Below are 22,451 nucleotides of genomic sequence, written 5' to 3' on the forward strand. Positions count from 1 at the left end.
CTGCGAATGACTTTAGCGCCCGAACAACACCACCCGCGCCGCCGCGGAAGGCAACACGCACGCCACGTCGTGCGCACATCCCGGCACCACGATCATCCGCCGGGCCCGTTGCGGTTTGAGCTGCGCCTGCTCGTACGCCGCATAGGCCAGGCCCCGCTGCAAACGGAAAGGACCTTGCGCCATGGCCGCGCAGGATTTGTCGAGGATCGGGTAGAACGTGCCTTTCGCAGCGCTGCTGTCCAGCGCGCCCTCGAGATAATCCACCTGCGTCGCGGCATAACGCGCCCGCGCCTGCCCGGCGCTGCGGCCGAGATGGCCAGGCAGGGCCTGAACGCCGTATTTCCAGTGGTCATAGCCGGGACACGCCTGCGGCACGGAAAAGGTGAAACGGCAGTCATCACCACACGTATCCCACGATCCCTCGGGCGCAGGTCGCACGGGATCGAAATACAGCCAACTGCCCGGATCGGCGATCACATAACGCACCGCGACACCCGCCGGCGGGTCGGCAGCGAAGCCGATGCTGTGTTGCAGCATCTGCGCACCCGCCGAGAACCCGGCCAGGGTCACGCTGCGCAGGCTCGGCCACTGCCTGACCAGTTCCACCACCAGCGCGTCGAGGGCGGCGAATGAGCCTATCGGTTGAGCACCCAGCGAAGGTTCACCTGCCAGCCACCCCGCGCAGGTCCACACCGCATCGCCCGCTTGCGCACGCGGCACGCCGCGGGTCTGGCAGCGGCTGGCGTCGGAGACCTGGTACAGCGGCGCGACCACCAGGGTGTCCGTCAGTCGCCCCGCGCCGCGCACCGCCTGCAGGCCGGCGTCGAAACTGCGGTTGGCGTCCCGTGGGTGACCGTGCATCACCACCAACACCGACTGTGGCGCGGGGGTGGAATCCGACACGTAATAGCTCATGCGCCCTGCATTCTCCGGCAACTCGAATGCGCGCAAGCACGCAGCGTCGGCGCGCTCGCTGCAAGCACCCTCAGCAGCGGCCAGCAACCGCAGCGGCGCCAGCATCAAGGCCAACGCCCACAGCCAACCGCGCCCGGATAACCTCATCATCACCTCACCCCCTCCGCGTCCAGGCTTTCATCGTAGCCTCGACTGGACCACAGAAACGCCCCGCGAACTGGAAACCGCACAAGGCGCTCCTGTACCCTCCGGCGAAATCCCCCGGATACTTGCCCAACGTGACGACCCAAACCCTGACACCCCGCGAGGCCTACCAGATTCTCCGAGACATCGCCCAGGGCATTCGCCTGATGCGGCGGATCGGTGAACAAGGCTGGCTGGAGATTGGCAGCGGACTGCTGACCGTGGAAGTCGATGGCTGGGTGTTCACCCTGCACAACGATGGCGAGCGGCTGAGCCACTGCGACCGCTGCTACGACCCGGAAGGCGCCGCCTATCTCTACGACACCACGCACCCGTACGGGACCAATCCGGTGGAGTTCATGAGCCAGTGGGAAGTGCAGCAGGTCGAGAAGATGTTGAAGGCGCTCTGACGGCTGACGACGCCGGGTGCATCTCGTAAGGCTGGGTCGATCGTCGTTCCAGATAACTGAACGCGGCTTTTAGCGCATCGTCCGGGGAGCGCGGGCAATAACCCAACTCCCGGCGCGCCTTGGCGAGGCTGTATTCCTGCCGTACGCCGTGAAACAGCCGGACCTGACTCATCGTCAAGCGGGCCGGCCGCCCCGTAAGTTTCGCCAGGCCTTCCTGCATCCAGGCGACACTCATCAACAGCCATGCGGGTGCCTGTGGTGGCTGACGGTGCCCCGGCGAGACCGCATTGGCAGCGTTGATCACATCGACAAGCGCCGAGGAATGTTCATTGGCGAGAATGTAGCGCTCGCCTGCGCGGCCCTTTTCAGCGGCCAGGATCAGGCCCTGCGCGACGTCGCGCACATCGACGAAATTGAAATGGAATCCCGGGTCCATTGGAACCTGACGCTGCCGGACAGATTCGAGAAAGCCCATGGTGTCGGTCAGTTGCGTGGCATTCGGTCCCACCATCGCTGACGGCAGCACCGACACCATCCACAGGCCCCGCTCACGGGCGGTGCGCCAGGCCATGCGTTCGGCGAGGATCTTCGACCGGTAATAGGCGTTTTCGGTCTCGTCGTTCCAGCTGGTTTCATCCAGCGGCGTGCCGTCGTGACCGACCGCCGCGACCGAACTGACATAAACCACACGCTTGACCCCGGCACGTGCCGCAGCCTCCAGCACGCTGCGGGTGCCGCGGATATTGGGTTCGACAATCTCGGCCTGCGGGTCGCGGGCCCAGTGCTTGAACACCGCGGCCACCTGGAACAGCACGTCCACACCGTCCATGGCCTTGAGCATGGCCGCTTCATCCTGCAGCTCGGCGTAGACGAGCTGGCAACCCAGTCCCGCGAAGGGTGCGGTCCTGGTGATATCGCGCACCCCGGCTCGCACCCGGTAGCCCTGATCGAGCAGCGCCCTGACCAGGGTGTTGCCCAAATGCCCGTTGGCACCTGTCACCAGACATAACGCGCTCACACAACCTCCTTGCCTTGGGATCAACGGGTTCTTGATCGTCAAAACATAGAGGCTGCCCCTTGGGGGAGAGTCAAGCGGTGTTGTGCAGTGCTCTGCCTGCGCGCGCCGTTACACCGACAACTGATTCGTGAACTGCCCCACCGCATTCACCACTTTCTGCGCGCCGTCCTGAATCTCGATGATGACGGTCCCGGCCTGCGCAGACAGTTCCAGGCCCTGCTCGGCATGGCGCTTGCCCTGTTCGATGATGCGCACGGCTTCTTCGGCCAGTTTCTGGTTTTGCGTCACGACGTCGACGATTTCTTCGGTCGCCTTGGTGGTGCGCGAGGCCAGTTGCCGGACTTCATCGGCGACCACCGCAAACCCGCGCCCCTGCTCGCCCGCACGCGCCGCTTCGATCGCCGCGTTCAAGGCCAGCAGGTTGGTCTGGTCGGCAATGCCGCCGATGCTTTTGACGATGCTGCCAACGATCTGCGACTGCTTGTCCAGCGCCGCGATACCTTCCACCGCCGCAGTCATTTGCACCGCCAGGCCCTGGATGACATCGACGGTTTCCTGGATGACGACGCTGCCGCGGCGGGCGCTGTCGTCGGTCTGTTGCGAGGTGGTGAAGGCGATTTCCGCCGCCTGCGACACGGCGATTTCGCGGTTGATCTGATCGGTGATGACCGTGGCGAACTTGACGATCTTGTACAGCCGGCCATGGGCGTCGGAAATGGGGTTGTAGGTCGCTTCCAGCCAGACCACATGGCCGTGGCTGTCGATGCGCTTGAAGCGATCGGCGATGAACTCGCCACGGCGCAGTTTTTCCCAGAACCGCTCGTAGCCCGCAGATCCCTGCTCTTCAGCGTCGCAGAACACCCGGTGGTGTTTGCCCTGGATGCCTTTGAGGGTGTAACCCATCGCGTTGAGGAACCGCTCATTGGCGTTCAGCACCGTGCCCTGCAGGTCGAATTCGACCACGGCGGTGGAACGTTGCAGGGCCTCGATGAGGTTTTCCCGCTCCCGCGAGGTTTCGATGGTGCGGGTCAGGTCGTTGGCGTACAGCGAGACATAGTCGATTTGCCCGCGTGCGTTCCTGACCGGCTGCACGATCGCCCGCAGCCACGCCTCGTTGCCGTTACCGCGGCGCAACTGCAGGGCGCCGGCCCAGTGCTCGCCGCTCTGGATCGCGCGCTTCATGAGGCCGAAGTGGTTGGTGCTCTGAGCATACTCCGGCACCAGCCCGAAAAGGATCTTGCGTTCCACGGCGCTGGCCGAGTACTGCATTTCCTTGAGGAAGTTGCCGTTGGCATAGGTGATTTCACCTTGCGAGCTCAACGTCAGAACGAGCATTTCGCTGTCCAGGCTGTCCTTGACCTGTTCGAGCGACGAGAGCTTTTCACGCGCTTCTGCAAGCTCCTGCTTGAGCCGCCGATATGCTGAAAACATGAGGAAGTCCTCCAATTACGAAAGAGATAAGCAGCTTGCACCTTCAATACGTCAGTACTTCGTCATCCAGGCTTCCAGGTCTTGCGGCGTAAGCGGCTTCGACAGCAGGTAACCCTGGGCAACGTGGTACCCCTGATCTTTGAGAATCTTGTACTGGCCCTGCTCCTCGACCCCTTCAGCAACCACCTTCAGGCGAAGGCTGTCGCCGATGCGCATCACTGCGTCACTGAGCGCACGACTGGTCTCATCCGCTTCAAGATCCAGCACGAAGCTACGGTCCAGCTTCAATTCCTGGATGGGTAGTTTGCGAAGGTAACTCAAGCTTGAGTAGCCTGTCCCGAAATCATCCATGGCCAGTTTGATGCCGCGTTCGCTGAGGTCGTGAAGAACCTTCATGGTCCCGGGGTTGGTGTCGAGCAGCAGGTTTTCGGTGAGTTCGATGGTCAGGTCCTTGGCCGCCAGGCCATGTTGATCGAGCACGTTGCCGATCATCCCGGCCAGGTCCAGGTTGTGGAAGTTGCTGGGCGACAGGTTCACCGACACCGACGGGATCTTCAGGCCCTTGCGGCGCCACACCGCCAGTTGCCGGCAGGCTTCCTTGACCGCCCAGTGACCCAGCTCGGTAATCAGCCCGCACTCCTCCGCCAGCGGGATGAAACGCGCGGGCGAGACCACGCCGAAGGTCGGGTGCGTCCAGCGGGCCAGGGCTTCGACGCCGTACACCTCGCCGTCTTCGATATTCACCTGTGGCTGGTAGTTGAGGTGCAGGCCGCCCTGTTCGATGGCGTCGCGCAGGGCGTTTTCCAGCGCCTGGCGCTCCTGGGCCAGCTCGTTCAGCTCATGGCTGAAGAAGCTGAAACGGCCACGGCCCGAGTGCTTGGCCTGGTACATGGCCATGTCCGCGCGGTGGATCAGGGTGGCCATGTCGTGGCCGTCGCGCGGATAGATGCTGACGCCCATGCTGGCGGACGGCGAGAAACACGAACCGGCGATCTGGCAAGGCTGGGAGATCGCATGCTTGATCTCCTCGATGGCCTCGGTGACGTTTTCGCTGTCGCAATTGGGCAGGACGATGACAAACTCATCGCCCGACAGCCGGCCGACGATATCGGCGGCGTTGCGGTTGGCGTTGAGGCGCTGGGCAATCAACTTGAGCAACTCGTCGCCCGCCGGGTGACCCAGCGAATCATTGATCTGCTTGAAACGGTCGAGGTCGATGAACAACACCGCCAGCGAGGTTTTGCTGCGCCGCGCCTCGATCAGCGCGTGATCGGCCTTGGCATGCAGCAGGCTGCGGTTGGGCAATTGCGTCAGGGCGTCGTAGAACGCCAGTTGGCGGATGCTCTCGCGGTTGACCTCGCGCTCCATGGCCAGCGCGCACAGCGGAATGATCACATCGACCATCTGCTGGTGCAGAACCGAGGGCGTGCGGTGGTCGCTGTAGTAGAAGGCCAACACACCAATGGCGAGGCCCTTGGCGCTCTTGATCGGGATGGACCAGCAGCTCTTGATTCCCTGGTCGAGGAATTCGTCACGGATCAGCGCCCAGCGCGGGTCGCTGCCGATGTCCCGGACAAACACGATCTCGCCCCGCTCAGCCGCAAGGCTGGACGAACCGATGCCGTTCTTGATCGGCATGCCTTCGAGCAAATGCCCGTAACGCTCGGAGAAGCTCGGCGCCGCCAACGGGTGCATGGCGCCGTCTTCATCGACTTGGATCACCGTTGCGCGGATCTCCGGCGACATTCGCTCGACTTCCTTGCACAGCAAATCCATCACGGACTCCAGCGGCATCTCGCGCACCATGGCGTCGAGAATGCAATGTTGCAGCACTTCATGAATCTTTGATGCGGTGATATCGGTCAATACCGTTACGGTGTGGGCAAGTTCGCCATTGGCGCCCACCACCGGGTTGATTGCAACATCACACCAGATCCGTTCGCCGCCTTTGACTTGCAGCAACTCTTCGAGGCGGAATGAACGTCCGCCTTTCAGGCCTTCCTGAACTTTGGCAATACGGGTAGCCGGCAAATGCGGCACCAGCAACTTTGCCGGCATGCAGCCTTCAACTTCACCGAAGGTACAACCAAACAGCGTGGCAAAGCCTTTATTCGAATACACCACCTTGCCGGCGCCATCGGTAATAAAGATCGCATTATCGGTTTGATCGGCAACCATCGATAACAGTTTGATCCGTTTGCGTTCCTTGCGCTGTTCCGTCACATCTTTGACAAACGCGGTGAATAATATCTGACCTTCGCTGACTACCCGCGAGATCGACATCGAACCCCAACGCTGCGTGCCGTCTTTTTTATGAATGGGAACATCACGGGTCGTACCGACAATCTTGTTGATACCGGTACGTCGATTGGAATCGACATAATTATCATGTTTACTTCGAATGTTTTCCGGCACCAACATGCTGACATTTTTTCCGAGCACTTCTTCTCTGGAAAATCCCCACAACTGTTCCGCCGCCGCATTGAACAACACCACACAGTTTTGGGTGTCGATTACCACAACACTATCAATGGCTTGTTCCAGCGTTTGCACGAAGATATCAGAGAGGTTCTGGGAAATGGGCATCAACTCGATCCGAAAAAGCATATTTGCAGTTGCGAAGGCACAGTAAGTTCGATGAAAGCGTCTTCCATCACACGCATTACAGGGACTGCCTCAATAACCGGGAAACGCCCTTCCGGGCGCGGCGCATAGCTTACGCCGACCAATGGCCCATAGCCATTAGTGATGAGGGCAGGCTATGTAAAGTTTTCATCGCCTTGTAACCCTGACCGTAAATATTTTATTTATTGAGAATAAGTGACAACTTCCTGATGCAAATCAATACGCAAGGCAACACCTACTGCTAAGCGGCCTGTCAGTTTGTTTATAACTTGCGCGCAAAGTAAAACAGCGTGTGCATTTAACCTTGCCACTGGTCGCATACAGCGCGTTCCAGGCGAACGACGTCATTGCCCGCGAAGTCCTCTTTACAGCGCTCATCCAAAGAAGCGCGACGCCTGCGTGATCCCCGAGCCTGACTGGAGATGTGCCGATGAGCGATCTACCGACCATACGCCCCGCCGTAACCCCACTGCGCTTTCAACCGGACTTCGAGCAGATCCCGGAGGACGAGGCACAGACCAGCAAGGAGCTGGCCGAGACCCTGCGCTCGATCATGGAAACCACCTTCGCCGACCGTGGTCATGCCGACCGCAGCGTCCACGCCAAGGGCCACGGTCTGCTGCGCGGCGAACTGACGGTCCTCGACAACCTGCCGCCCGAGCTGGCCCAAGGCGCGTTTGCCCGCCCGGCCACCCTGCCCGTCTACCTGCGGCTGTCCACCAACCCCGGCGATATCCTCGATGACAAGGTGTCCACGCCCCGGGGCCTGGCGATCAAGCTGGTGGGCGTCGAGGGGCCGCGCCTGCCGGGCAGCGAGGGCGAAGTCACCCAGGACTTCGTGATGCAGAACGCCAAGGCGTTTATTTCCGCCACACCGAAGGCGTTTCTGAGAAGCCTCAAGCTGCTGGCGAAAACCACGGACAAGGCGCCGGGCTCGAAGAAAGTGCTGTCGGCGGTACTGCGCGGTGTCGAGGCGGCGGTGGAAGCCCTGGGCGGTGAAAGCGCCACGCTCAAGAGCCTCGGCGGCCATCCGCAGACCCACATCCTCGGCGAAACCTTCAACACCGTGGTGCCGGTGCTCTACGGTCCCTACTACGCCAAGCTGGCGATGGTGCCGGTGTCGGCGTCGCTGACCGAGCTGACCAACCTGCATGTCGATTTCCATGGCAACCCGGATGGGCTGCGGGCGGCGGTCGCCCAGTACTTCGCCGGGCACGGCGGTACCTGGGAATTGCGCGTCCAGCTCGCCACCGACAGCGAGCAGATGCCCATCGAGGATGCCTCGGTGCAATGGGACGAGAAACTCAGCCCGTTCGTGACCGTGGCCCGGGTCGAAATCCCCGCGCAAAGCACCTGGGACGCGGAAAAGGTCAGGGAAATCGACGACGGCATGGCGTTCAGCCCGTGGCACGGACTGGCCGCGCACCGGCCGCTGGGCGGGGTGATGCGGGTGCGCAAGCCGTCCTATGAGATGTCGGCGGATTATCGCGCCAGCCACAATGGCTGCCCGATCCACGAGCCGCGCTGAAGGCTGGCCCTGGGCGTGATCCGCCCAGGGCCTCGCGTCATTTCTTCGGCAACACGCTACTGAGCACCTGCCGCGCGGTCTGCCGGATCACCCCGACGCTGTCCGGGTCGCCCTGCAGCAGCGCGCCGGTAAACTGCCGGGCCTGCTTGAGGCTGATATGCGGCGGCAGCGGCGGCACATTCGGGTCGGTACGGAAATCGATTACCACCGGCACATCGCTGGCCAGCGCCTGCTCCCAGGCCGCGGCAACGTCCTCGTCGCGCTCGACGCAAATGCCCTTGAGGCCGATGGAAATGGCGAACAGGTGATACGGCACATCGGGGATGTCCTGACTTGCGGCGAACTTCGGGTCGCCCTCCATGACCCGCTGTTCCCACGTCACCTGATTGAGGTCCTGGTTGTTGAACACCGCGCAGATCCAGCGACCATTGCCCCACTGCTTCCAGTACTTGGCGACGGTGATCAGCTCGGCGAGGTTGTTCATCTGCATGGCGCCGTCGCCGACCAGGGCGACCACGGTCTGCTCCGGGTGGGCGAATTTGGCGGCGATGGCATACGGCACCGCCGCACCCATGGACGCCAGCCCGCCCGACAGCGAGCACTGCATGCCCTCGCGGATGCGCAGGTCGCGGGCAAACCAGTTGGCGCAGGAGCCCGAGTCACTGGTGATGATCGCGTTGTCCGGCAGGCGCGGCGACAGCTCGTAAACGACCCGCTGCGGGTTGATCGGGTCTGCGGTGGTCAAGGCGCGCTTCTCCAGTTTGCTGTCCCAGGCCTTGCGCCAGCCTTCGACTTTCTTGCGCCAGCGCCGGTCGGTCTTCTGTTCGATCAGCGGCAACAGCGCCTTGAGGGTGTCGGCGGCGTCGCCCACCAGGTTGATGTCCATCGGGTAGCGCAGGCCGAGCATGTTCGGCGCGATATCGATCTGCACGCCGCGGGCGTGGCCCTCCTTGGGCAGGAACTCGGCGTAGGGAAAGCCCGAGCCGATCATCAACAGGGTGTCGCATTCGTTCATCAGCTTCAGGCTCGGCTCGGTGCCGAGCAGGCCAATGCAGCCGGTGACCCACGGCAGCTCATCCGGCAGCACGGCCTTGCCCAGCAGCGCCTTGGCCACGCCGGCACCGAGCTTTTCCGCCAGGGCGCGGACCTGCTCGCTTGCCTGCAAGGCGCCGGCGCCCACCAGAATCGCGACCTTGCTGCCCTCGTTGAGCAACTGCGCCGCGTCGACCAGATCGGCTTCACGCGGCACGACCCGTGGGCGGCAAACGCCAACGCTGGAATGCAGGGTGCCGTGGGCACGGGCGGGTTCTTCGTAGGGTAGGTCTTGCAGGTCATTGGGCAGGATCAGCGCGGTGACTTTGCGCTCCCCCACCGCCGTGCGCACGGCACGGTCCAGCAGATGGCGTACTTGCGACGGTGCCGTGGCCTGCTGGACAAAGGCCCCGGCCACGTCCTTGAACATCGACATCAGATCCAGTTCCTGCTGGTAGTGGCCGCCCAGCGCGGTGCGGGCCTGCTGGCCGGTGATGGCGAGGACCGGCATATGGTCCAGGCGCGCATCGTAGAGGCCGGTGAGCAGGTGCGAAGCCCCCGGCCCGGACGTGGCGATGCACACCCCCAGTTCGCCGGTGAATTTGGCATGGGCGCTGGCCATGAAGGCGGCCATTTCTTCGTGACGGCACTGGACGAATTCGATCTTGCCGGAGCGGCGCAGCGCACCGAACACGCCGTTGATGCCGTCGCCGGGGTAACCGAAAATGCGCTTCACGCCCCACTGGCTGAGCCGTTCCACGAGAAAGTCGCCTACGGTGCTGGACATGGTTGCTGCCTCCTTGATCCTGCGGTCGATAAAGGCTGGGACCGGCAGTGGAGCGCGCATGTTCAGATTGATTTGCTGCGGCGGCTCAGGCGATCTGGATGTACAGCGAATAGCCGCCGAGCAACATCCAGAAGCCGAGGAAGATCCACGGCGTGCGCAGTGAAAACAGCAGCGATTTGCGGTGACCGGCGCGGGACGTCTCGGCCTCGCTGAACAGCGGCGATTCGTCATAGGCCAGGCCCATCAGCGGGTCGCTGTGCAGCAGGTGGCTCTGTTTGACCTGCCAGTGGTCGATGATCCGGTACGCCGCATGAATTCCCGGCCACGCATTCAGCGAACTCAATACCCCCAGCAGTGCGAGAAACGGCGGCACCACCATGGTGAACATCTTGCCCCACTCGGGATTGAGGTTGGCCATGGACGACACGAAGGCAATCACCAGGAACGACTGCGCGGCCAGGTAGGCGTCGGTTCGGTTGGCGAGGATGCTGGTTTCGTACTGGATTTCGCGCCGGTAAAAGTCCGTGCGCTCCTGGGAGCCGAACATCCGGGCGTTCTGGGCGTCGATCTGGTGATCGGGGGTGGCGGGCGTAATGATTCGGGGCACTCGGTAGCTCCTGTCCGTTGCGCGGGGCTGGGATGCAGGAGCGTTGTCGCACTGGATCCCACGCAGCTTGGGAATCCGCGACCCCGGACAAAGTTCACACGGGCGCCATTCAGCGCACGAACATCACGGCATCAAGATGGCTTCGTGCACCTCGATGGACGGGACCGGCACCCTGCCGCGCTGCCCATCCAGCCACTCGCGCATCTTGCGCGCATCGAAAATCTGCCCCTCTTCCATCATGCTGAGGATCAGAGTTTGAGACATCCGGTAACACCCGCATTGGAAACAATGCCGTTGTTCCCACCCCGGTGAGCACTCGATGGATTCAGCGCGACCCGCGCAGATAAGGCAACTCATGGATCCCCCTGGGTTGTTTTTGTAGTGGGAAAGGCACGCCTGTTCGTGCTTATGACGAGAGAGCATAGCCAATCCATGAAAATTCCGTGCCAGTCGGGGAGTTTCGACGGACGGTGGTGGCGCTTGCAAGGCACTGGCTGACCCGGACCACCCGTCTCCCCCGCAACAGACGCGCTGAACTTTGCCCTGCGCGCTGGCTTCCCCTGCATAGCTACCTGCAAAACCATCTGGCAAACCACCTTCTGGAGTCATGCCCATGCGAGCACTTACCTACCACGGCGCACACGATGTCCGGGTCGATAGCGTCCCGGATCCGTCGATCGAAGAAGCGGACGACATCATCCTCCGGGTGACGGCCACCGCCATCTGCGGCTCCGACCTGCACCTGTACCGGGGCAAGATTCCCGCCACCGAACAGGGCGACATTTTCGGCCACGAATTCATGGGCATCGTCGAGGACACGGGCAGCGCGGTGACCGGCCTGCAACGCGGTGACCGGGTGGTGATTCCCTTCGTTATCGCCTGCGGCAGTTGCTTCTTCTGTCAGCACGACCTGTTTGCCGCCTGCGAAACCACCAACACCGGCCGCGGTTCGATCATCAACATGAAAGGCATTCCGTCGGGCGCCGCGCTGTTCGGCTACAGCCACCTGTACGGCGGAATCCCCGGCGGGCAAGCCGACTACGTGCGCGTGCCGAAAGCCAATGTCGGCCCCTTCAAGGTGCCCACCAATCTGTCTGACGACAAAGTGCTGTTTCTTTCCGACATCCTGCCCACCGCCTGGCAGGCGGTCATCAATGCCGAAATCGGCCCGGGCTCGACGCTGGCAATCTACGGCGCCGGCCCTGTGGGACTGCTCAGCGCCGCGTGTGCACGGATGCTAGGTGCCCAGACGATTTTCATGGTGGACGACAACGACTACCGCCTCGCCTACGCCCGCGACGCGTATGGCGTGACGCCGATCAACTTCGAGCAGGATGATGATCCCGCCGACAGCATCATCCGCCTGACGCCGGGGATGCGCGGTGTCGATGCAGTGATCGACGCCGTGGGTTTCGAAGCCAAGGGCAGCGCCACCGAAACCCTGCTGACCACCCTGAAAATCGAAGGCAGCAGCGGCAAAGCCCTGCGCCAGAGCATTGCCGCCGTGCGGCGCGGGGGTGTGGTCAGCGTGCCCGGAGTATATGCCGGGTTCATTCACGCCTTTATGTTCGGTGACGCCTTCGACAAGGGCCTGACGTTCAAGATGGGCCAGACCCATGTGCATAAATACCTGCCGGAACTGCTCGAACATATCGAAGCCGGGCGGCTGCAACCGGAACTGATCGTCACCCACCGCCTGGCGCTGGAAGAAGCCGCCATGGGCTATAAGATGTTCGATCAGAAACAGGACGATTGCCGCAAGGTCATCCTCGTACCGGGCGCTGCGGCGGGTACCTTGGGTCGCGAGTAACAGAGGGGTTGGCGGCGCACAGCGCCGCCCGCGCCGCGCTCATATCTCCACCTGCGTGCCCAGTTCGATCACCCGGTTCAGCGGCAGCTTGAAGTACTTGAGGTTGCTGTTGGCATTCTTCAGCAGGAAGGCGAACAGGTGCTCGCGCCACTTCGCCATGCCGATGCGACTGGTCGGGATGACGGTCTCGCGGCTCAGGAAGTAAGTGGTGCGCATGTGGCTGAAATCCAGGTCGGTGCGCGGGCATTGGCTCAAGGCCAATGGCACGTCGGGCTCTTCCATGAAGCCGAAGTGCAGGTTGACCCGGTAGAAACCGTCGCCGTACGCCTCGACGTCGAAGCGCTTGGACGGATTGACGCGCGGGCGGTCCTCGAACACGACCGTGAGCAGCACCACCTGCTCATGCATCACCTGGTTGTGCAGCAGGTTGTGCAGCAAGGCGTGGGGTACCGCGTCGGTCCTCGCGGTGAGGAACACCGCCGTGCCCTGCACCCGGTGCGGCGGCTGCGCCTGCAGGCTGCTGATGAACAGCGGAAGCGGCAGTGCGGTTTCGTCCAGGCGCTCGACGATGATCTTGCGCCCGCGCTTCCAGGTGGTCATCAGGATAAACAGGCCGATCCCGGCGATCACCGGGAAGGCGCCGCCCTGGACGATCTTCGGCGCGTTCGCCGAGAAATACAGGCTGTCCACCAACAGGAAACCCAGCAGCAGCGGCACGGCCAGCCAGCGTGGCTTTTTCCACAACAGCAGCACCACGGCAGAGGAAAGGATGGTGGTGATCAACATGGTGCCGGTGACTGCCACGCCGTAGGCCGCGGCCAGGGCACTGGAGGACTCGAAGCCGATCACCAGCAGCACCACGCCGACCATCAACGCCCAGTTCACCGTGCCGATGTAAATCTGCCCCTGCTCCTGGCTGGAGGTGTGCTGGATGAACATGCGCGGGACGTAGCCCAGCTGGATGGCCTGGCGGGTCAGGGAAAAGGCGCCGGAAATGACCGCCTGGGAGGCGATGATCGTTGCCAGGGTCGAGAGCGCGACCATCGGCAACAGCGCCCAGCCGGGGGCCAGCAGGTAGAACGGGTTGCGTACGGCTTCGGGGTTGTCGAGGATCAGCGCGCCTTGGCCGAAGTAGTTGAGCACAAGGCCCGGCAACACCAGGCTGAACCAGGCCCGGGCAATCGGTTTGCGGCCGAAGTGGCCCATGTCGGCATACAGCGCTTCCGCGCCGGTCAGCGCCAGCACCACCGCGCCGAGAATGGCGACGCCGATGCCCGGATGCACCACGAAAAACTGCACGGCCCAGGCCGGGTTGAGCGCCAGCAGCACTTCCGGGCGCTGCACGATTCCGTAGAGCCCGAGTGCGCCCAGCACCACAAACCACACCACCATCACCGGACCAAACAGGATGCCGATGCGCGCGGTGCCGTGTTTCTGGATCAGGAACAGCGCCACCAGCACAATCACCGACAACGGCACGACCCAGTGGTCGATACCGTCGAAGGCCAGTTGCAGGCCCTCAACCGCGGACAGCACCGAAATCGCCGGGGTGATCATGCTGTCGCCGTAAAACAGCGCCGCGCCGAACAGGCCGAGGAGCACCAGCGCCCTGCTCATTCGCGGAAAAGGTGCAGCGGCCCGGCGCGCCAGGGCGGTCAAGGCCATGATCCCGCCTTCGCCCTAGTTGTCGGCGCGCAGGATGAACAGCACGTATTTGATCGAGACCACCCAGATCAGCGACCAGAACACCAGTGACAGGATCCCCAGCACACCGTCATGGCTGGGCTGAACGCCGTAGTGGCCGGAGAACACCTCTTTAAGGGTGTACAAGGGGCTGGTGCCGATATCGCCATACACCACGCCGGCTGCGGCGATCAGCATGCCGATGCCGGAGGTTTTGGCGTGATGGGAGGGTTCTGCAACGGTCAGTGCTTCACTCACGGGTGACTTCTCTGGGTTGAGGGGCTGACGCGGGCCCTTCATGAGCTGGTGTATTTCACCGGGGGGGCGTCCGGGTGCGGGCAAAAAAACGCGCTCAGTATCGTTTTATGCGTTGGGATGGGGCGTAAAAAAGGCGTAAAAATTCGGGTTTTTTTGGGGGTGGGTATCTGCACATTTCATGGCTGTTTGGCGACCAGGTGCTAGCCGAAAGGTTTTCAGCGCCCTCAAGATCGAGCGCCGCCCGCTGAAACCCAGACTGATAGCCGTCTGTTCACCACTCATCAGCGCATTCAGCCCGCGGGCCAGCACCCACAGCGCCAGCATGCAAGCCGCCACGCACAACGCCGGCAGCCAGATCACGTCCCAGCGCGCCGAGCCCAGGCCGCCCAGCATCCAGAACACCACCGACGCCGCAGCATGCTGCTCGCCGGTAAACAGCAACAGGTTCACCCCCGCCATCAGCACGAACGACACGGCAACGCCGGCGAGCAACAGCCGGTCGCTTTCGAGACGCCCGTCCCGTCGGGCCACCGCCAGCACCAGCAACATGCTGCCCGCCGCGCCGATAAACGCCGCCAGCGGCAGGCTGAAGATGCCGATGAATTCGCCGAGATAGAGGATCACCAGCACCGCCCCCAGCGCCGCGCCGGAGCTGACGCCGAGCAGGTGCGGATCCGCCAGCGGATTGCGGGTCACCGCCTGCAACGCGGTGCCGACCAACGCGAGGCCCGCGCCGACCAGCGCGCCAAGCAGCACCCGCGGCGCACGGATCAGCCAGACGATATGCTCCTGCCCCGCACTCCAGCTCACCGGCAGCTCAAGCCCGGCCTGCCGGCCAACGATCCCCCAGACGGTGCCCAGCGGAATCACCGCTGGCCCGAACGCCAGCGCGACCACGCAGGACAGCAGAATGACCAGCAGCAAGGCCGCGAGCAGCCCGCGATAGGCGGCATGGCTTCGGATCAGCATCAGTGCGAGTCCTGCGCGAACAGCCGGGGGTGCAGGCCCGCGGCGAGTTTTTCGATGGCGATGGCGTTCTCTACCGACGGTGTGACTTCCAGATAGGTCAGCACCACAAAACGCTGCTCGCGAATGGCCCGCACCGTTTGCAACGCCGGATGGCGCAACAGGAAATCACGTTTCTGCTGCCAGCTCAGCGGGCCGTAGTCGACGATCGCGATAACCTCCGGATCGCGCTCCACCACGCTTTCCCAGTTCACCTGGGTCCAGCTGGCGGCGACGTCATCCATGATGTTGTGTCCGCCGGCAGCGTCGATCAGCGCCTGGGGCATGCCGAGGCGGCCCGAGGTGGTGGGCCGGTCTTCACCGCTGTCGTAGAGGAATACCCGCGGTGCTTCCGGCGCCTGCCGAACGGTGCTGGCGACCGCGTCGATACGCTCGCGCATCTGGCCGACCAGCGCCTGGGCCCGCACTTCGACGGAGAAGATTCGCCCCAGGTTCGTCAGGTCGCGGTACACGTCATCCAGGCTGGCGCGCGGCTGTTTCATGATCCATGAGCAGGATTCGCTGAGCTCATAGACCGGAATGCCGAACGCCGCGAGGGACGTCGGGGTCAGCGGGCCACCGATGCGCATGCCGTAATTCCAGCCGGCGAAAAACAGGTCCGCGTCCACCGCCAGCAGCGTTTCAACGGACGGATAACGGCTGGCGAGCTGCGGCACACCTTGCAGCACCTCGCTGATCCAGGGGTCGCGGTGCTTGGTGGCGGTAAAGCCAGTGTAGCCGGCCAGACGCTCGCGCACGCCCAGGTGCAGGAGCATGCCGGTCATATTCACATCGTGCACCACGACCCGTTGCGGCGCCTTGTTCAAGGTGACGTCGCGGTCGCAACTGCGCACGGTGAGGGGGTAATCGCTGGCCAGCGACGGCGTCGCCGCCAACGCCAGCATCAGGCCGGCAAGTAACCGATAGTTCATGGTTGAGTGATCCAGGTGATACGCGGATAGGCGTGCAGCGGGTGGGTGTCGACCAGTGCTCGCACACCGAAAACTTCATGCAGCAGCTCGCTGGTCAGGACCTCGGCCGGCGTTCCGCTGGCAACGATGCGGCCCTCGGCAATGACGCAGAGCCGGTCGCAAAACGCCGCCGCCAGGTTCAGGTCATGAAAGCTGGCGAGGACGCTCAGATCGAGGCTGCGCAGATGACCCAGGAGCTCGAGCTGATAACGCGGGTCGAGGTGGTTGGTCGGCTCGTCGAGAATCAACAGGCCAGGCTGTTGCACCAATGCCCTCGCCAGCAGCACGCGCTGTTTTTCGCCACCGGACAGGCTGGCAAAACTGCGCAGCGCGCACGCCGTGAGCCCTACCCGCTCCAGCGCCTGCGCCACCTGCACGGCATCGTCCGCGCTGTCACCGTCGAACAGGCCTTGATGCGGGGTACGCCCCATGGCCACGACGTCGGCAACGGTCAGGCCGAATTCCTGGGGAAACTCCTGCAACACCACGGCAATGCGCTGTGCGCACCAGCGCGGGGTGCGCCGCCACAGGTTCTCGCCGTCCAGCGTCACGCTGCCCAGGGCCGGTTCATAGGCACGGTAGGCGCAGCGCAACAGGCTGGTCTTGCCGCTGCCGTTGGGGCCGATCAGACCGACGAATTCGCCCTGGCCAACCTGCAGGTGGATATCCCGCAGCAGCCAGAGCGGATCGCGGTCACGGCCGGGGGCGGCCCAGGCCAGCCCCTCGATACTGAGTGAGGACATTCAGTCTCCGTGCGCCCCCGCCCGGGGCGCGGCAGTCAGAAGGTGTAGTCAGCCGTGACGAAGAACGAGCGCGGCTCGCCCAGGTACCACTGCCGACCGTTGTTGCCGGTGGTGGTGGCGTACTGACGATCGAACAGGTTGTTCAGTTGCAGGCCGAGGGTCAGGTCCGGCTGGACGTGCCAGTCGACGTTGGCATCGACCACGGTGTAACTCGGGACTTCAACCGTGTTGGCGTTGTCGCCATAACGGCTGTCCACGTAGCGCGCACCCGCACCCGCGCTGAAGCGCTCGGCGAAGTCCTTGCTCAGCCACAGGTTGGCGGAACGGCGTGGCACGTTGACCGGTTGATTGCCCTTGAAGTCGTTGCTGCCGCTGGCGAACTCGTCGTACTCGGCGCGAACCCAGGCGGCGTTGGCCGAAAGCTGCACGTCGTATGGCAGACGCAGTTCCAGGGTGGCCTCGATGCCGTCGGAGGACTGCTGGCCGATCTGCTGCTGGATCGTCGGGTTGACCGGATCAGTGCTCAGCAGCTTCTTCTTGACGATGTGATACGCGGCCAGGGTCCATTCGCCACGGCCATCGAGCAACTGCTGCTTGATGCCCACTTCAGTCTGTTTCGCGGTGCTGAGGTCCCATTGCTGCTGCGCGGTCGAGAGGGTCAGCAGGTTGCTGACGCCTTCGGTGCTGGTCGCGTACTGGCCGTACAGCGAAAGGTCCTCGGTGACGGCGAACACCAGGCCGGCGCGCCAGTTGCCGCCGGACAGGCTGCGATCGCTGCGGGTATCGGTCGCCACGTCGGTACGGTCGAGGTGAACCTGATCGCGGCGCACGCCGGTGATCAGCGACAACTGCTCGGTGAGCTGGGTACGGTTCTCGGCGAACAGCGAGAACTGCTTCGCCTGGTTGGCGTCGCGGGAGCGATACGGGTCGGTGCTGACATAGCCGCCGCCACCCGAGCCGGCCAGCGGCACGGTGTCGCTGTAGACGTTGTCGAAGTCATGCTTGCGCACGAAGCGGATCGAGTTGTAGTCCGCGCCGACCACGGTGCGGCTGTCCAGTCCGAACAGCGAATGCTGCAGGGTGAAGGTCTGACGGTCGCCCACCTGCTCCTGAGTCTGCTTGATGCTGATGAAGCTGTCGCGGCGCACGAGGTCACCCGGCAGCCAGGTGTAAGTCTCGGCATTGCGCCAGCGGCGCTGGGCCTTGAGGAAGTACAACTGGTTGCTGGCGCTGAGGTTGTCGTTGATCGTCCAGTCCGTGACCAGCCGGGTGGACTGGTCGTTGTAGTGATCGGTCGCGTCCTCGACGTTGTAGTTGTGGTCGCGCAGCGACTCGCGGAAATGCCCGTCCACCAGCGGCGTACCGAAGTAGCGCTGCGGCTCCTGGTCAACGTAGTCATGGCTGAAGGTGAAGCTCAGGTCGTCGGTGGCCTGCCAGCGCAGCGAGCCGCTGAGGGCGATGCTTTCCGAGTTGCCGCGATCAACCCAGCCGTTGCTCGCCTGCTGGTTCAGGTTGAAGCGGTAGCTGAGGGTATCGGTCAGCGAGCCGCCGCTGTCCAGCGCGGCCTGGCGTTTGTCGTCCGAGCCATAGCCGAGGCGCAGGTGATTGCGGATCTCGCCCTCGAACGGTTTCTTCGGCACCACGTTGATCACCGCACCGGTAGCGCCTTCGCCATAGAGCACCGAAGCCGGGCCGCGCAGCACATCGATGCGTTCCACCGCCCAGGTGTCCACCGGGAAGGTGACGGTGCCGGCGCCGACATACAGGCGGGTGCCGTCATACAACTGCATGGTCGAGCTGTGGCCGGTGAAGCCGCGGGCCGACAGCGCGGTGCCGCCGTTGCCGGGGGTGCCGATGAAGGTGACGCCCGGGGAACGGGTCACGGCGTCCTGCACCGTGGCGTTGTTGCGCTTGAGGATCTGCTCGGCGCTGATGCTGGTCACACTGGCCGGGGTTTCCAGCGGCGTCAGCCCCAGGCGCGAGCCGCTGGTGCTCGCGGTATGCAGGTCAGGCTGGGGATTCTGCTCGGCGACCTCGTTGATGGCGGTGGCCGGCAAGGACAGGGCTTTGTCGTCTTCGGCGGCGTGCGCCGGGAGGGACAGAAACACGCAAGGTGCGAGGCTGGCACACAGCAGCGTGCCCGAGAAGGAGTTGAACAGGGAGTTACGGGACATGTCGTTCCACTTGAAGCAGGAATGAAAGAATCCCGGAGGGAACAACGCATAGGGAATCGCGGGCGCGACAGCCCACGGAAACCGGCCTGCGCCCGCCCACCGCGGGTTTGCCAAACAATGCTTCAGGCCGGTCTCCGGGCTCGCGAGGGTCATGAAACATTCACCTTCCCATGCACGGGGCACAGTGGCGTATCGAATGTTTCGCTCGCATACCGTTGCGGGGGCAGCGCCGGACTGATCAGCAAAGTGACGAACCGGCTTCCCGTTTCACCCCATACACGACGGTATGGGACACCTGAAACAGGCGCGCATCTGACCATCAAAGTGTTGGAAGGTCAACGACACAGGTGTTGGTGGCCGGCCCGCGGACCGCATGGGCATCTACACATCTCACCGGCAAAGATACTGGTTTGACGCGGAACTTGTGGGAGCGGATTTATCCGCGAAGGGTCGCATAGCGGCCCCAAAACCATCCAGCACGGGGTGGCTGTCTATATCCGGAATATCTGTCGACCTTCAGGATGCCTGAAGGTGAGATCCAATCCACGCAGGAACAGGGTGGTGGATGGGTTTAGGGCCGCTGCGCGGCCCTTCGCGGATGAATCCGCTCCCACAGAATCGCAAGTGGCTGAAGGTTTGCGATTGCCTGCGAGAGGTGTAGATACCGGACCCCAGGACCGGCAATCACCGATGCATCGCCTCAGCCCAGTTCGTTGATGCACACCACTTTTGGCTGCGTCATGTCTTCATAGGCGAAGCGCACCCCTTCCCGGCCGAGGCTGCCGTATTTGAAGCCGCCGAATGGCATGGCGTCGAAGCGGTAGTCGGACGAGTCGTTGATCATCACGCCACCGGCCTCGATGCGCCGCGCCAGCTTCAGCGCGGTCGACAGGTCGCGGGTGAACACGCCGGCGTGCAGGCTGTATTCCGGCGCGTTGGCCAGGGCGACGGCGTCGTCGAGGTGGTCGAACGGTTCGAGGATCACCACCGGCGCGAACACTTCCTGCTGCCAGATCCGGCTGCCGTGGCTGACCTGTTCCAGCACGGTCGGTGCGTACAGCGCGCCCTCGCGGCGATGACCGCAAAGCACCCTGGCGCCGTCCACCACGGCGTCCTCGACCAGTTGCTCGGTACGGCAGGCCGCCTGCTCGGTGACCATCGGCCCGACATCCGTTTCGCGAAGCGACGGGTCGCCCAGGTTCAAGGCCCGCGACTGCGCCACGAACTGTTCGCGGAACGCTGGATAAATCTCGCGGTGCACCAGGATCCGCTGGGTACCGATGCAGTTCTGCCCGGCGGCCCAGAAGGCACCCGAAACACAGGACTCCACGGTCGGCCCGAGGTCGCAGTCTTCCAGCACCAGCACCGGCGCGTTGCCGCCCAGGTCCATCGCCAGCTTTTTCAGCCCGGCGCTGCGGGCGATGGATTCGCCGGTGGCAAAGCCGCCGGTGAAGGAAATCATCCGCACCTCGCGCAGTTCGACCAGCGCCCGGCCCAGTTCCACGCCGCCGGTGGCGGTGGTCACCACGCTGTCCGGGAGGCCGGCCTGGACCAGGCACGCCACCAGTTTCAACGCCGACAACGGCGCCAGCTCGGACGGTTTGAGGATCACCGCGTTACCGCCGGCAATCGCCGGGCCCAGCTTGTGCGCGACCAGATTCAGCGGGTCGTTGTAAGGCGTGATCGCGACGATCAGCCCCAGCGGCTCGCGGGTGAACCAGCCCTGGCGCGACTCCGAACCTTCATAGGCTTCGAACGGCACCACTTCACCGGCATTGCGCCGCGCTTCTTCGGCGGACAGCTTCAGCGTGTTCACACAGCGCTTCACTTCCTTCTCGGCCTGGCGCAGGGTTTTCCCGGCTTCGGCCACGATCAGGCTGGCGAACGCCGCGGCGTCGGCTTCCACAAGTCGCGCGGCCTCCTCGAGAATCCGCGCACGGCGATGGCGTGGCAACGCCGCGCTTTCGCTGACGCCCGCCCGCGCCCGCGCCAGCAGGCCCGGCACCGCTGCAGCGTCGAGGTTGGGCACGCGACCGACCACACGGCCATCGAACGGGCTGAACACCTCGATGTGGCTGGGGGCTACGGATTGAACACTGGTCATGCGAGATACGCTCATGAAAGGCTCCCGTTACTGTCGGTCGGTGGTGTGCAGGGCGATGATGTCGGAGAGCAAGGCAAACGCCGTCTCGATCCGGCCGGCGCCTGGCCCGGACACCGTGACGGCGCCCAGCAGTTCGGTGTTGAACGAGATCGCGTTGACCGCGCCGGAGATGCCGGCCAGCGGGTGCTCGACCGGAAGCAAGCGCGCTTCGACGCTGGCGGAAACCGAACCGTCAGCCGCCTTGCTGGCGGCGCCGATCAGTTTCCAGCACTGCCCGGTAGCCTGCGCCTTGACGATGTCCGCCGCGCTGATGCCACTGATGCCCGAGCAGGCGACATCGCTGACACTCAACCGCGCGTCCAGCAGTTCGTTGGCGAGGATCACCACTTTCAGGCGCACGTCATGGCCCTCGACGTCCGCGGTCGGGTCGGCTTCGGCGTAGCCCAGTTGTTGCGCCTGGGCCACCGCATCGCTGAATGCCAGGCCGTCCTTCATCCGGGTCAGCACATAGTTGGAAGTGCCGTTGAGGATGCCCTCGAAACCTTGGATTTCCGCACCGGCCAGGGCCTGCCGGGCCAGGCGGATCACCGGCGTTCCGCTCATCACCGAGCCTTCGTATTCGAACGCCAGGCCCTTGCGACGGGCCAGCGCCTTGAGCTCGGCACCGTGCAGGGCAATCGGGCCCTTGTTGGTGGTGACCACATGAATGCCGCTTTCCAGCGCCCAGCGGCAGAAGGTGGCTGCCGGCTCGCCGTCGACCGGGTTGGTGAAGGTCGCCTCGGCAATGATGTCGGCGCCGGACTGCTTGATCACCGTTTCATTGAAGGCTTCGGCGGTACCGCCGGCGATCCGTGCCAACGCACCCTTCTCGGCAGGCAGCGCGACCAGCTCGGCGGCGTCCAGGCCGTTGCGGTTGACCACCGAGCCGAGAAACAGGTCGGTGACGCCAACGATCTTCAGGCTGAAACCGAGGGCCGCCTTCCAGGTGGCATTACGTTCTGCGATCAACTGGGCCAGGCCACGGTTCACACCACCGAAGCCGACCAGGGCAATGTTGTATTCAGTCACGAAGGCATTCCTCTTTGCTGTTGTTTGATGGCATCAGCGTACGAGTCGGGCCAGGGCACTTGAATACGGCAAAACGCTGTATTTGTTGAGCGATTTGCA

At 63.6% G+C, this 22,451-nt stretch carries 16 protein-coding genes, 2 pseudogenes and 1 riboswitch; of the genes and pseudogenes, 3 read left to right on the plus strand and 15 right to left on the minus strand.

What is annotated here, in order from left to right:
* Positions 1-12: 12 nt before the first annotated feature.
* Positions 13-1,065 carry a hypothetical protein gene (locus HWV67_RS08810; protein WP_218585586.1) on the minus strand — a complete coding sequence of 351 codons (1,053 nt, stop codon included), beginning with the start codon at positions 1,063-1,065 and terminating at the stop codon, positions 13-15.
* 128 nt (positions 1,066-1,193) lie between these two features.
* On the opposite strand from HWV67_RS08810, the gene HWV67_RS08815 reads away from it, so the two are divergent.
* On the plus strand, positions 1,194-1,508 hold the full coding sequence (locus tag HWV67_RS08815) for a DUF7693 family protein (RefSeq protein ID WP_175650853.1): 315 nt from the start codon (positions 1,194-1,196) through the stop codon (positions 1,506-1,508).
* Here the strand turns inward: HWV67_RS08815 and HWV67_RS08820 are convergent.
* The 4 genes and pseudogenes from HWV67_RS08820 to HWV67_RS08830 all read right to left on the minus strand — a co-directional run bounded on the left by HWV67_RS08820 (position 1,456) and on the right by HWV67_RS08830 (position 6,564).
* On the minus strand, positions 1,456-2,526 hold the full coding sequence (locus tag HWV67_RS08820; protein WP_175650854.1) for an NAD-dependent epimerase/dehydratase family protein: 1,071 nt from the start codon (positions 2,524-2,526) through the stop codon (positions 1,456-1,458). The genes HWV67_RS08815 and HWV67_RS08820 overlap by 53 nt on opposite strands.
* A gap of 108 nt (positions 2,527-2,634) precedes the next feature.
* Entirely contained in the window at positions 2,635-3,045 is a 411-nt protein-coding gene (locus HWV67_RS32060; RefSeq protein ID WP_371929289.1) for a methyl-accepting chemotaxis protein, read from the minus strand.
* Between the two features lie 135 nt (positions 3,046-3,180).
* Positions 3,181-3,957 (minus strand): annotated as a pseudogene (locus HWV67_RS32065) (PAS domain-containing protein); the annotation flags it as partial.
* A 51-nt stretch (positions 3,958-4,008) separates the two neighbouring features.
* On the minus strand, positions 4,009-6,564 hold the full coding sequence (locus HWV67_RS08830) for an EAL domain-containing protein (protein ID WP_306167775.1): 2,556 nt from the start codon (positions 6,562-6,564) through the stop codon (positions 4,009-4,011).
* A gap of 448 nt (positions 6,565-7,012) precedes the next feature.
* Here HWV67_RS08830 and HWV67_RS08835 point away from each other — a divergent pair, with 448 nt between their 5' ends.
* Positions 7,013-8,110, plus strand: coding sequence for a catalase family protein (locus HWV67_RS08835; protein WP_175650857.1), 1,098 nt, complete (start codon positions 7,013-7,015; stop codon positions 8,108-8,110).
* Between the two features lie 37 nt (positions 8,111-8,147).
* On the opposite strand, the gene HWV67_RS08840 is transcribed toward HWV67_RS08835, so the two are convergent.
* From HWV67_RS08840 to HWV67_RS08850, 3 genes are all read right to left on the minus strand, one after another.
* Positions 8,148-9,929 (minus strand): thiamine pyrophosphate-requiring protein, encoded by a 1,782-nt coding sequence (locus HWV67_RS08840; protein WP_175650858.1) that lies wholly within the window; start codon positions 9,927-9,929, stop codon positions 8,148-8,150.
* Positions 9,930-10,014: 85 nt separating this feature from the next.
* Positions 10,015-10,536, minus strand: a complete 522-nt coding sequence (locus tag HWV67_RS08845; protein ID WP_175650859.1) for a hypothetical protein — start codon at positions 10,534-10,536, stop codon at positions 10,015-10,017.
* 123 nt (positions 10,537-10,659) lie between these two features.
* Positions 10,660-10,800, minus strand: a complete 141-nt coding sequence (locus HWV67_RS08850; protein WP_175650860.1) for a hypothetical protein — start codon at positions 10,798-10,800, stop codon at positions 10,660-10,662.
* Between the two features lie 349 nt (positions 10,801-11,149).
* Here HWV67_RS08850 and HWV67_RS08855 point away from each other — a divergent pair, with 349 nt between their 5' ends.
* On the plus strand, positions 11,150-12,346 hold the full coding sequence (locus tag HWV67_RS08855) for a zinc-dependent alcohol dehydrogenase (RefSeq protein ID WP_175650861.1): 1,197 nt from the start codon (positions 11,150-11,152) through the stop codon (positions 12,344-12,346).
* A gap of 39 nt (positions 12,347-12,385) precedes the next feature.
* Here HWV67_RS08855 and HWV67_RS08860 read toward each other — a convergent pair.
* The 7 genes and pseudogenes from HWV67_RS08860 to HWV67_RS08890 form a co-directional block, all read right to left on the minus strand.
* Positions 12,386-14,287 (minus strand): annotated as a pseudogene (locus HWV67_RS08860) (potassium transporter Kup).
* A gap of 105 nt (positions 14,288-14,392) precedes the next feature.
* Positions 14,393-15,259 (minus strand): FecCD family ABC transporter permease, encoded by an 867-nt coding sequence (locus HWV67_RS08865; protein ID WP_371929290.1) that lies wholly within the window; start codon positions 15,257-15,259, stop codon positions 14,393-14,395.
* A complete protein-coding gene (locus HWV67_RS08870; RefSeq protein ID WP_175650863.1) occupies positions 15,256-16,224 on the minus strand; it encodes an ABC transporter substrate-binding protein in 969 nt (322 codons plus the stop codon). The genes HWV67_RS08865 and HWV67_RS08870 overlap by 4 nt, the downstream gene beginning before the upstream one ends.
* Positions 16,221-17,006 (minus strand): ABC transporter ATP-binding protein, encoded by a 786-nt coding sequence (locus HWV67_RS08875; protein ID WP_175650864.1) that lies wholly within the window; start codon positions 17,004-17,006, stop codon positions 16,221-16,223. Before HWV67_RS08875 ends, HWV67_RS08870 begins: the two co-directional genes overlap by 4 nt.
* Before the next feature lie 35 nt (positions 17,007-17,041).
* On the minus strand, positions 17,042-19,180 hold the full coding sequence (locus HWV67_RS08880) for a TonB-dependent receptor (RefSeq protein ID WP_175650865.1): 2,139 nt from the start codon (positions 19,178-19,180) through the stop codon (positions 17,042-17,044).
* Positions 19,181-19,288: 108 nt separating this feature from the next.
* Positions 19,289-19,494, minus strand: a riboswitch (cobalamin riboswitch).
* Positions 19,495-19,880: 386 nt separating this feature from the next.
* Positions 19,881-21,299 (minus strand): aldehyde dehydrogenase family protein, encoded by a 1,419-nt coding sequence (locus HWV67_RS08885; protein WP_175650866.1) that lies wholly within the window; start codon positions 21,297-21,299, stop codon positions 19,881-19,883.
* A 12-nt stretch (positions 21,300-21,311) separates the two neighbouring features.
* Entirely contained in the window at positions 21,312-22,352 is a 1,041-nt protein-coding gene (locus tag HWV67_RS08890; protein ID WP_175650867.1) for a homoserine dehydrogenase, read from the minus strand.
* Positions 22,353-22,451 lie beyond the last annotated feature (99 nt).

The organism is Pseudomonas sp. Marseille-P9899 (assembly GCF_903166565.1).
In the GTDB taxonomy this organism is placed as follows: Bacteria; Pseudomonadota; Gammaproteobacteria; order Pseudomonadales; family Pseudomonadaceae; genus Aquipseudomonas; species Aquipseudomonas huaxiensis.

Excerpts from the sequence above, each read along its gene's own strand:
- HWV67_RS08810 (WP_218585586.1), bottom strand. The coding sequence starts at position 1,065 with ATGATGAGGTTATCCGGGCGCGGTTGGCTGTGGGCGTTGGCCTTGATG.
- HWV67_RS08835 (WP_175650857.1), top strand. The coding sequence starts at position 7,013 with ATGAGCGATCTACCGACCATACGCCCCGCCGTAACCCCACTGCGCTTT.
- HWV67_RS08885 (WP_175650866.1), bottom strand. The coding sequence starts at position 21,299 with ATGAGCGTATCTCGCATGACCAGTGTTCAATCCGTAGCCCCCAGCCAC.
- HWV67_RS08855 (WP_175650861.1), top strand. The coding sequence starts at position 11,150 with ATGCGAGCACTTACCTACCACGGCGCACACGATGTCCGGGTCGATAGC.
- HWV67_RS08880 (WP_175650865.1), bottom strand. The coding sequence starts at position 19,180 with ATGTCCCGTAACTCCCTGTTCAACTCCTTCTCGGGCACGCTGCTGTGT.
- HWV67_RS08830 (WP_306167775.1), bottom strand. The coding sequence starts at position 6,564 with ATGCTTTTTCGGATCGAGTTGATGCCCATTTCCCAGAACCTCTCTGAT.
- HWV67_RS08870 (WP_175650863.1), bottom strand. The coding sequence starts at position 16,224 with ATGAACTATCGGTTACTTGCCGGCCTGATGCTGGCGTTGGCGGCGACG.
- HWV67_RS08850 (WP_175650860.1), bottom strand. The coding sequence starts at position 10,800 with ATGTCTCAAACTCTGATCCTCAGCATGATGGAAGAGGGGCAGATTTTC.
- HWV67_RS08875 (WP_175650864.1), bottom strand. The coding sequence starts at position 17,006 with ATGTCCTCACTCAGTATCGAGGGGCTGGCCTGGGCCGCCCCCGGCCGT.
- HWV67_RS08840 (WP_175650858.1), bottom strand. The coding sequence starts at position 9,929 with ATGTCCAGCACCGTAGGCGACTTTCTCGTGGAACGGCTCAGCCAGTGG.
- HWV67_RS32060 (WP_371929289.1), bottom strand. The coding sequence starts at position 3,045 with ATGACTGCGGCGGTGGAAGGTATCGCGGCGCTGGACAAGCAGTCGCAG.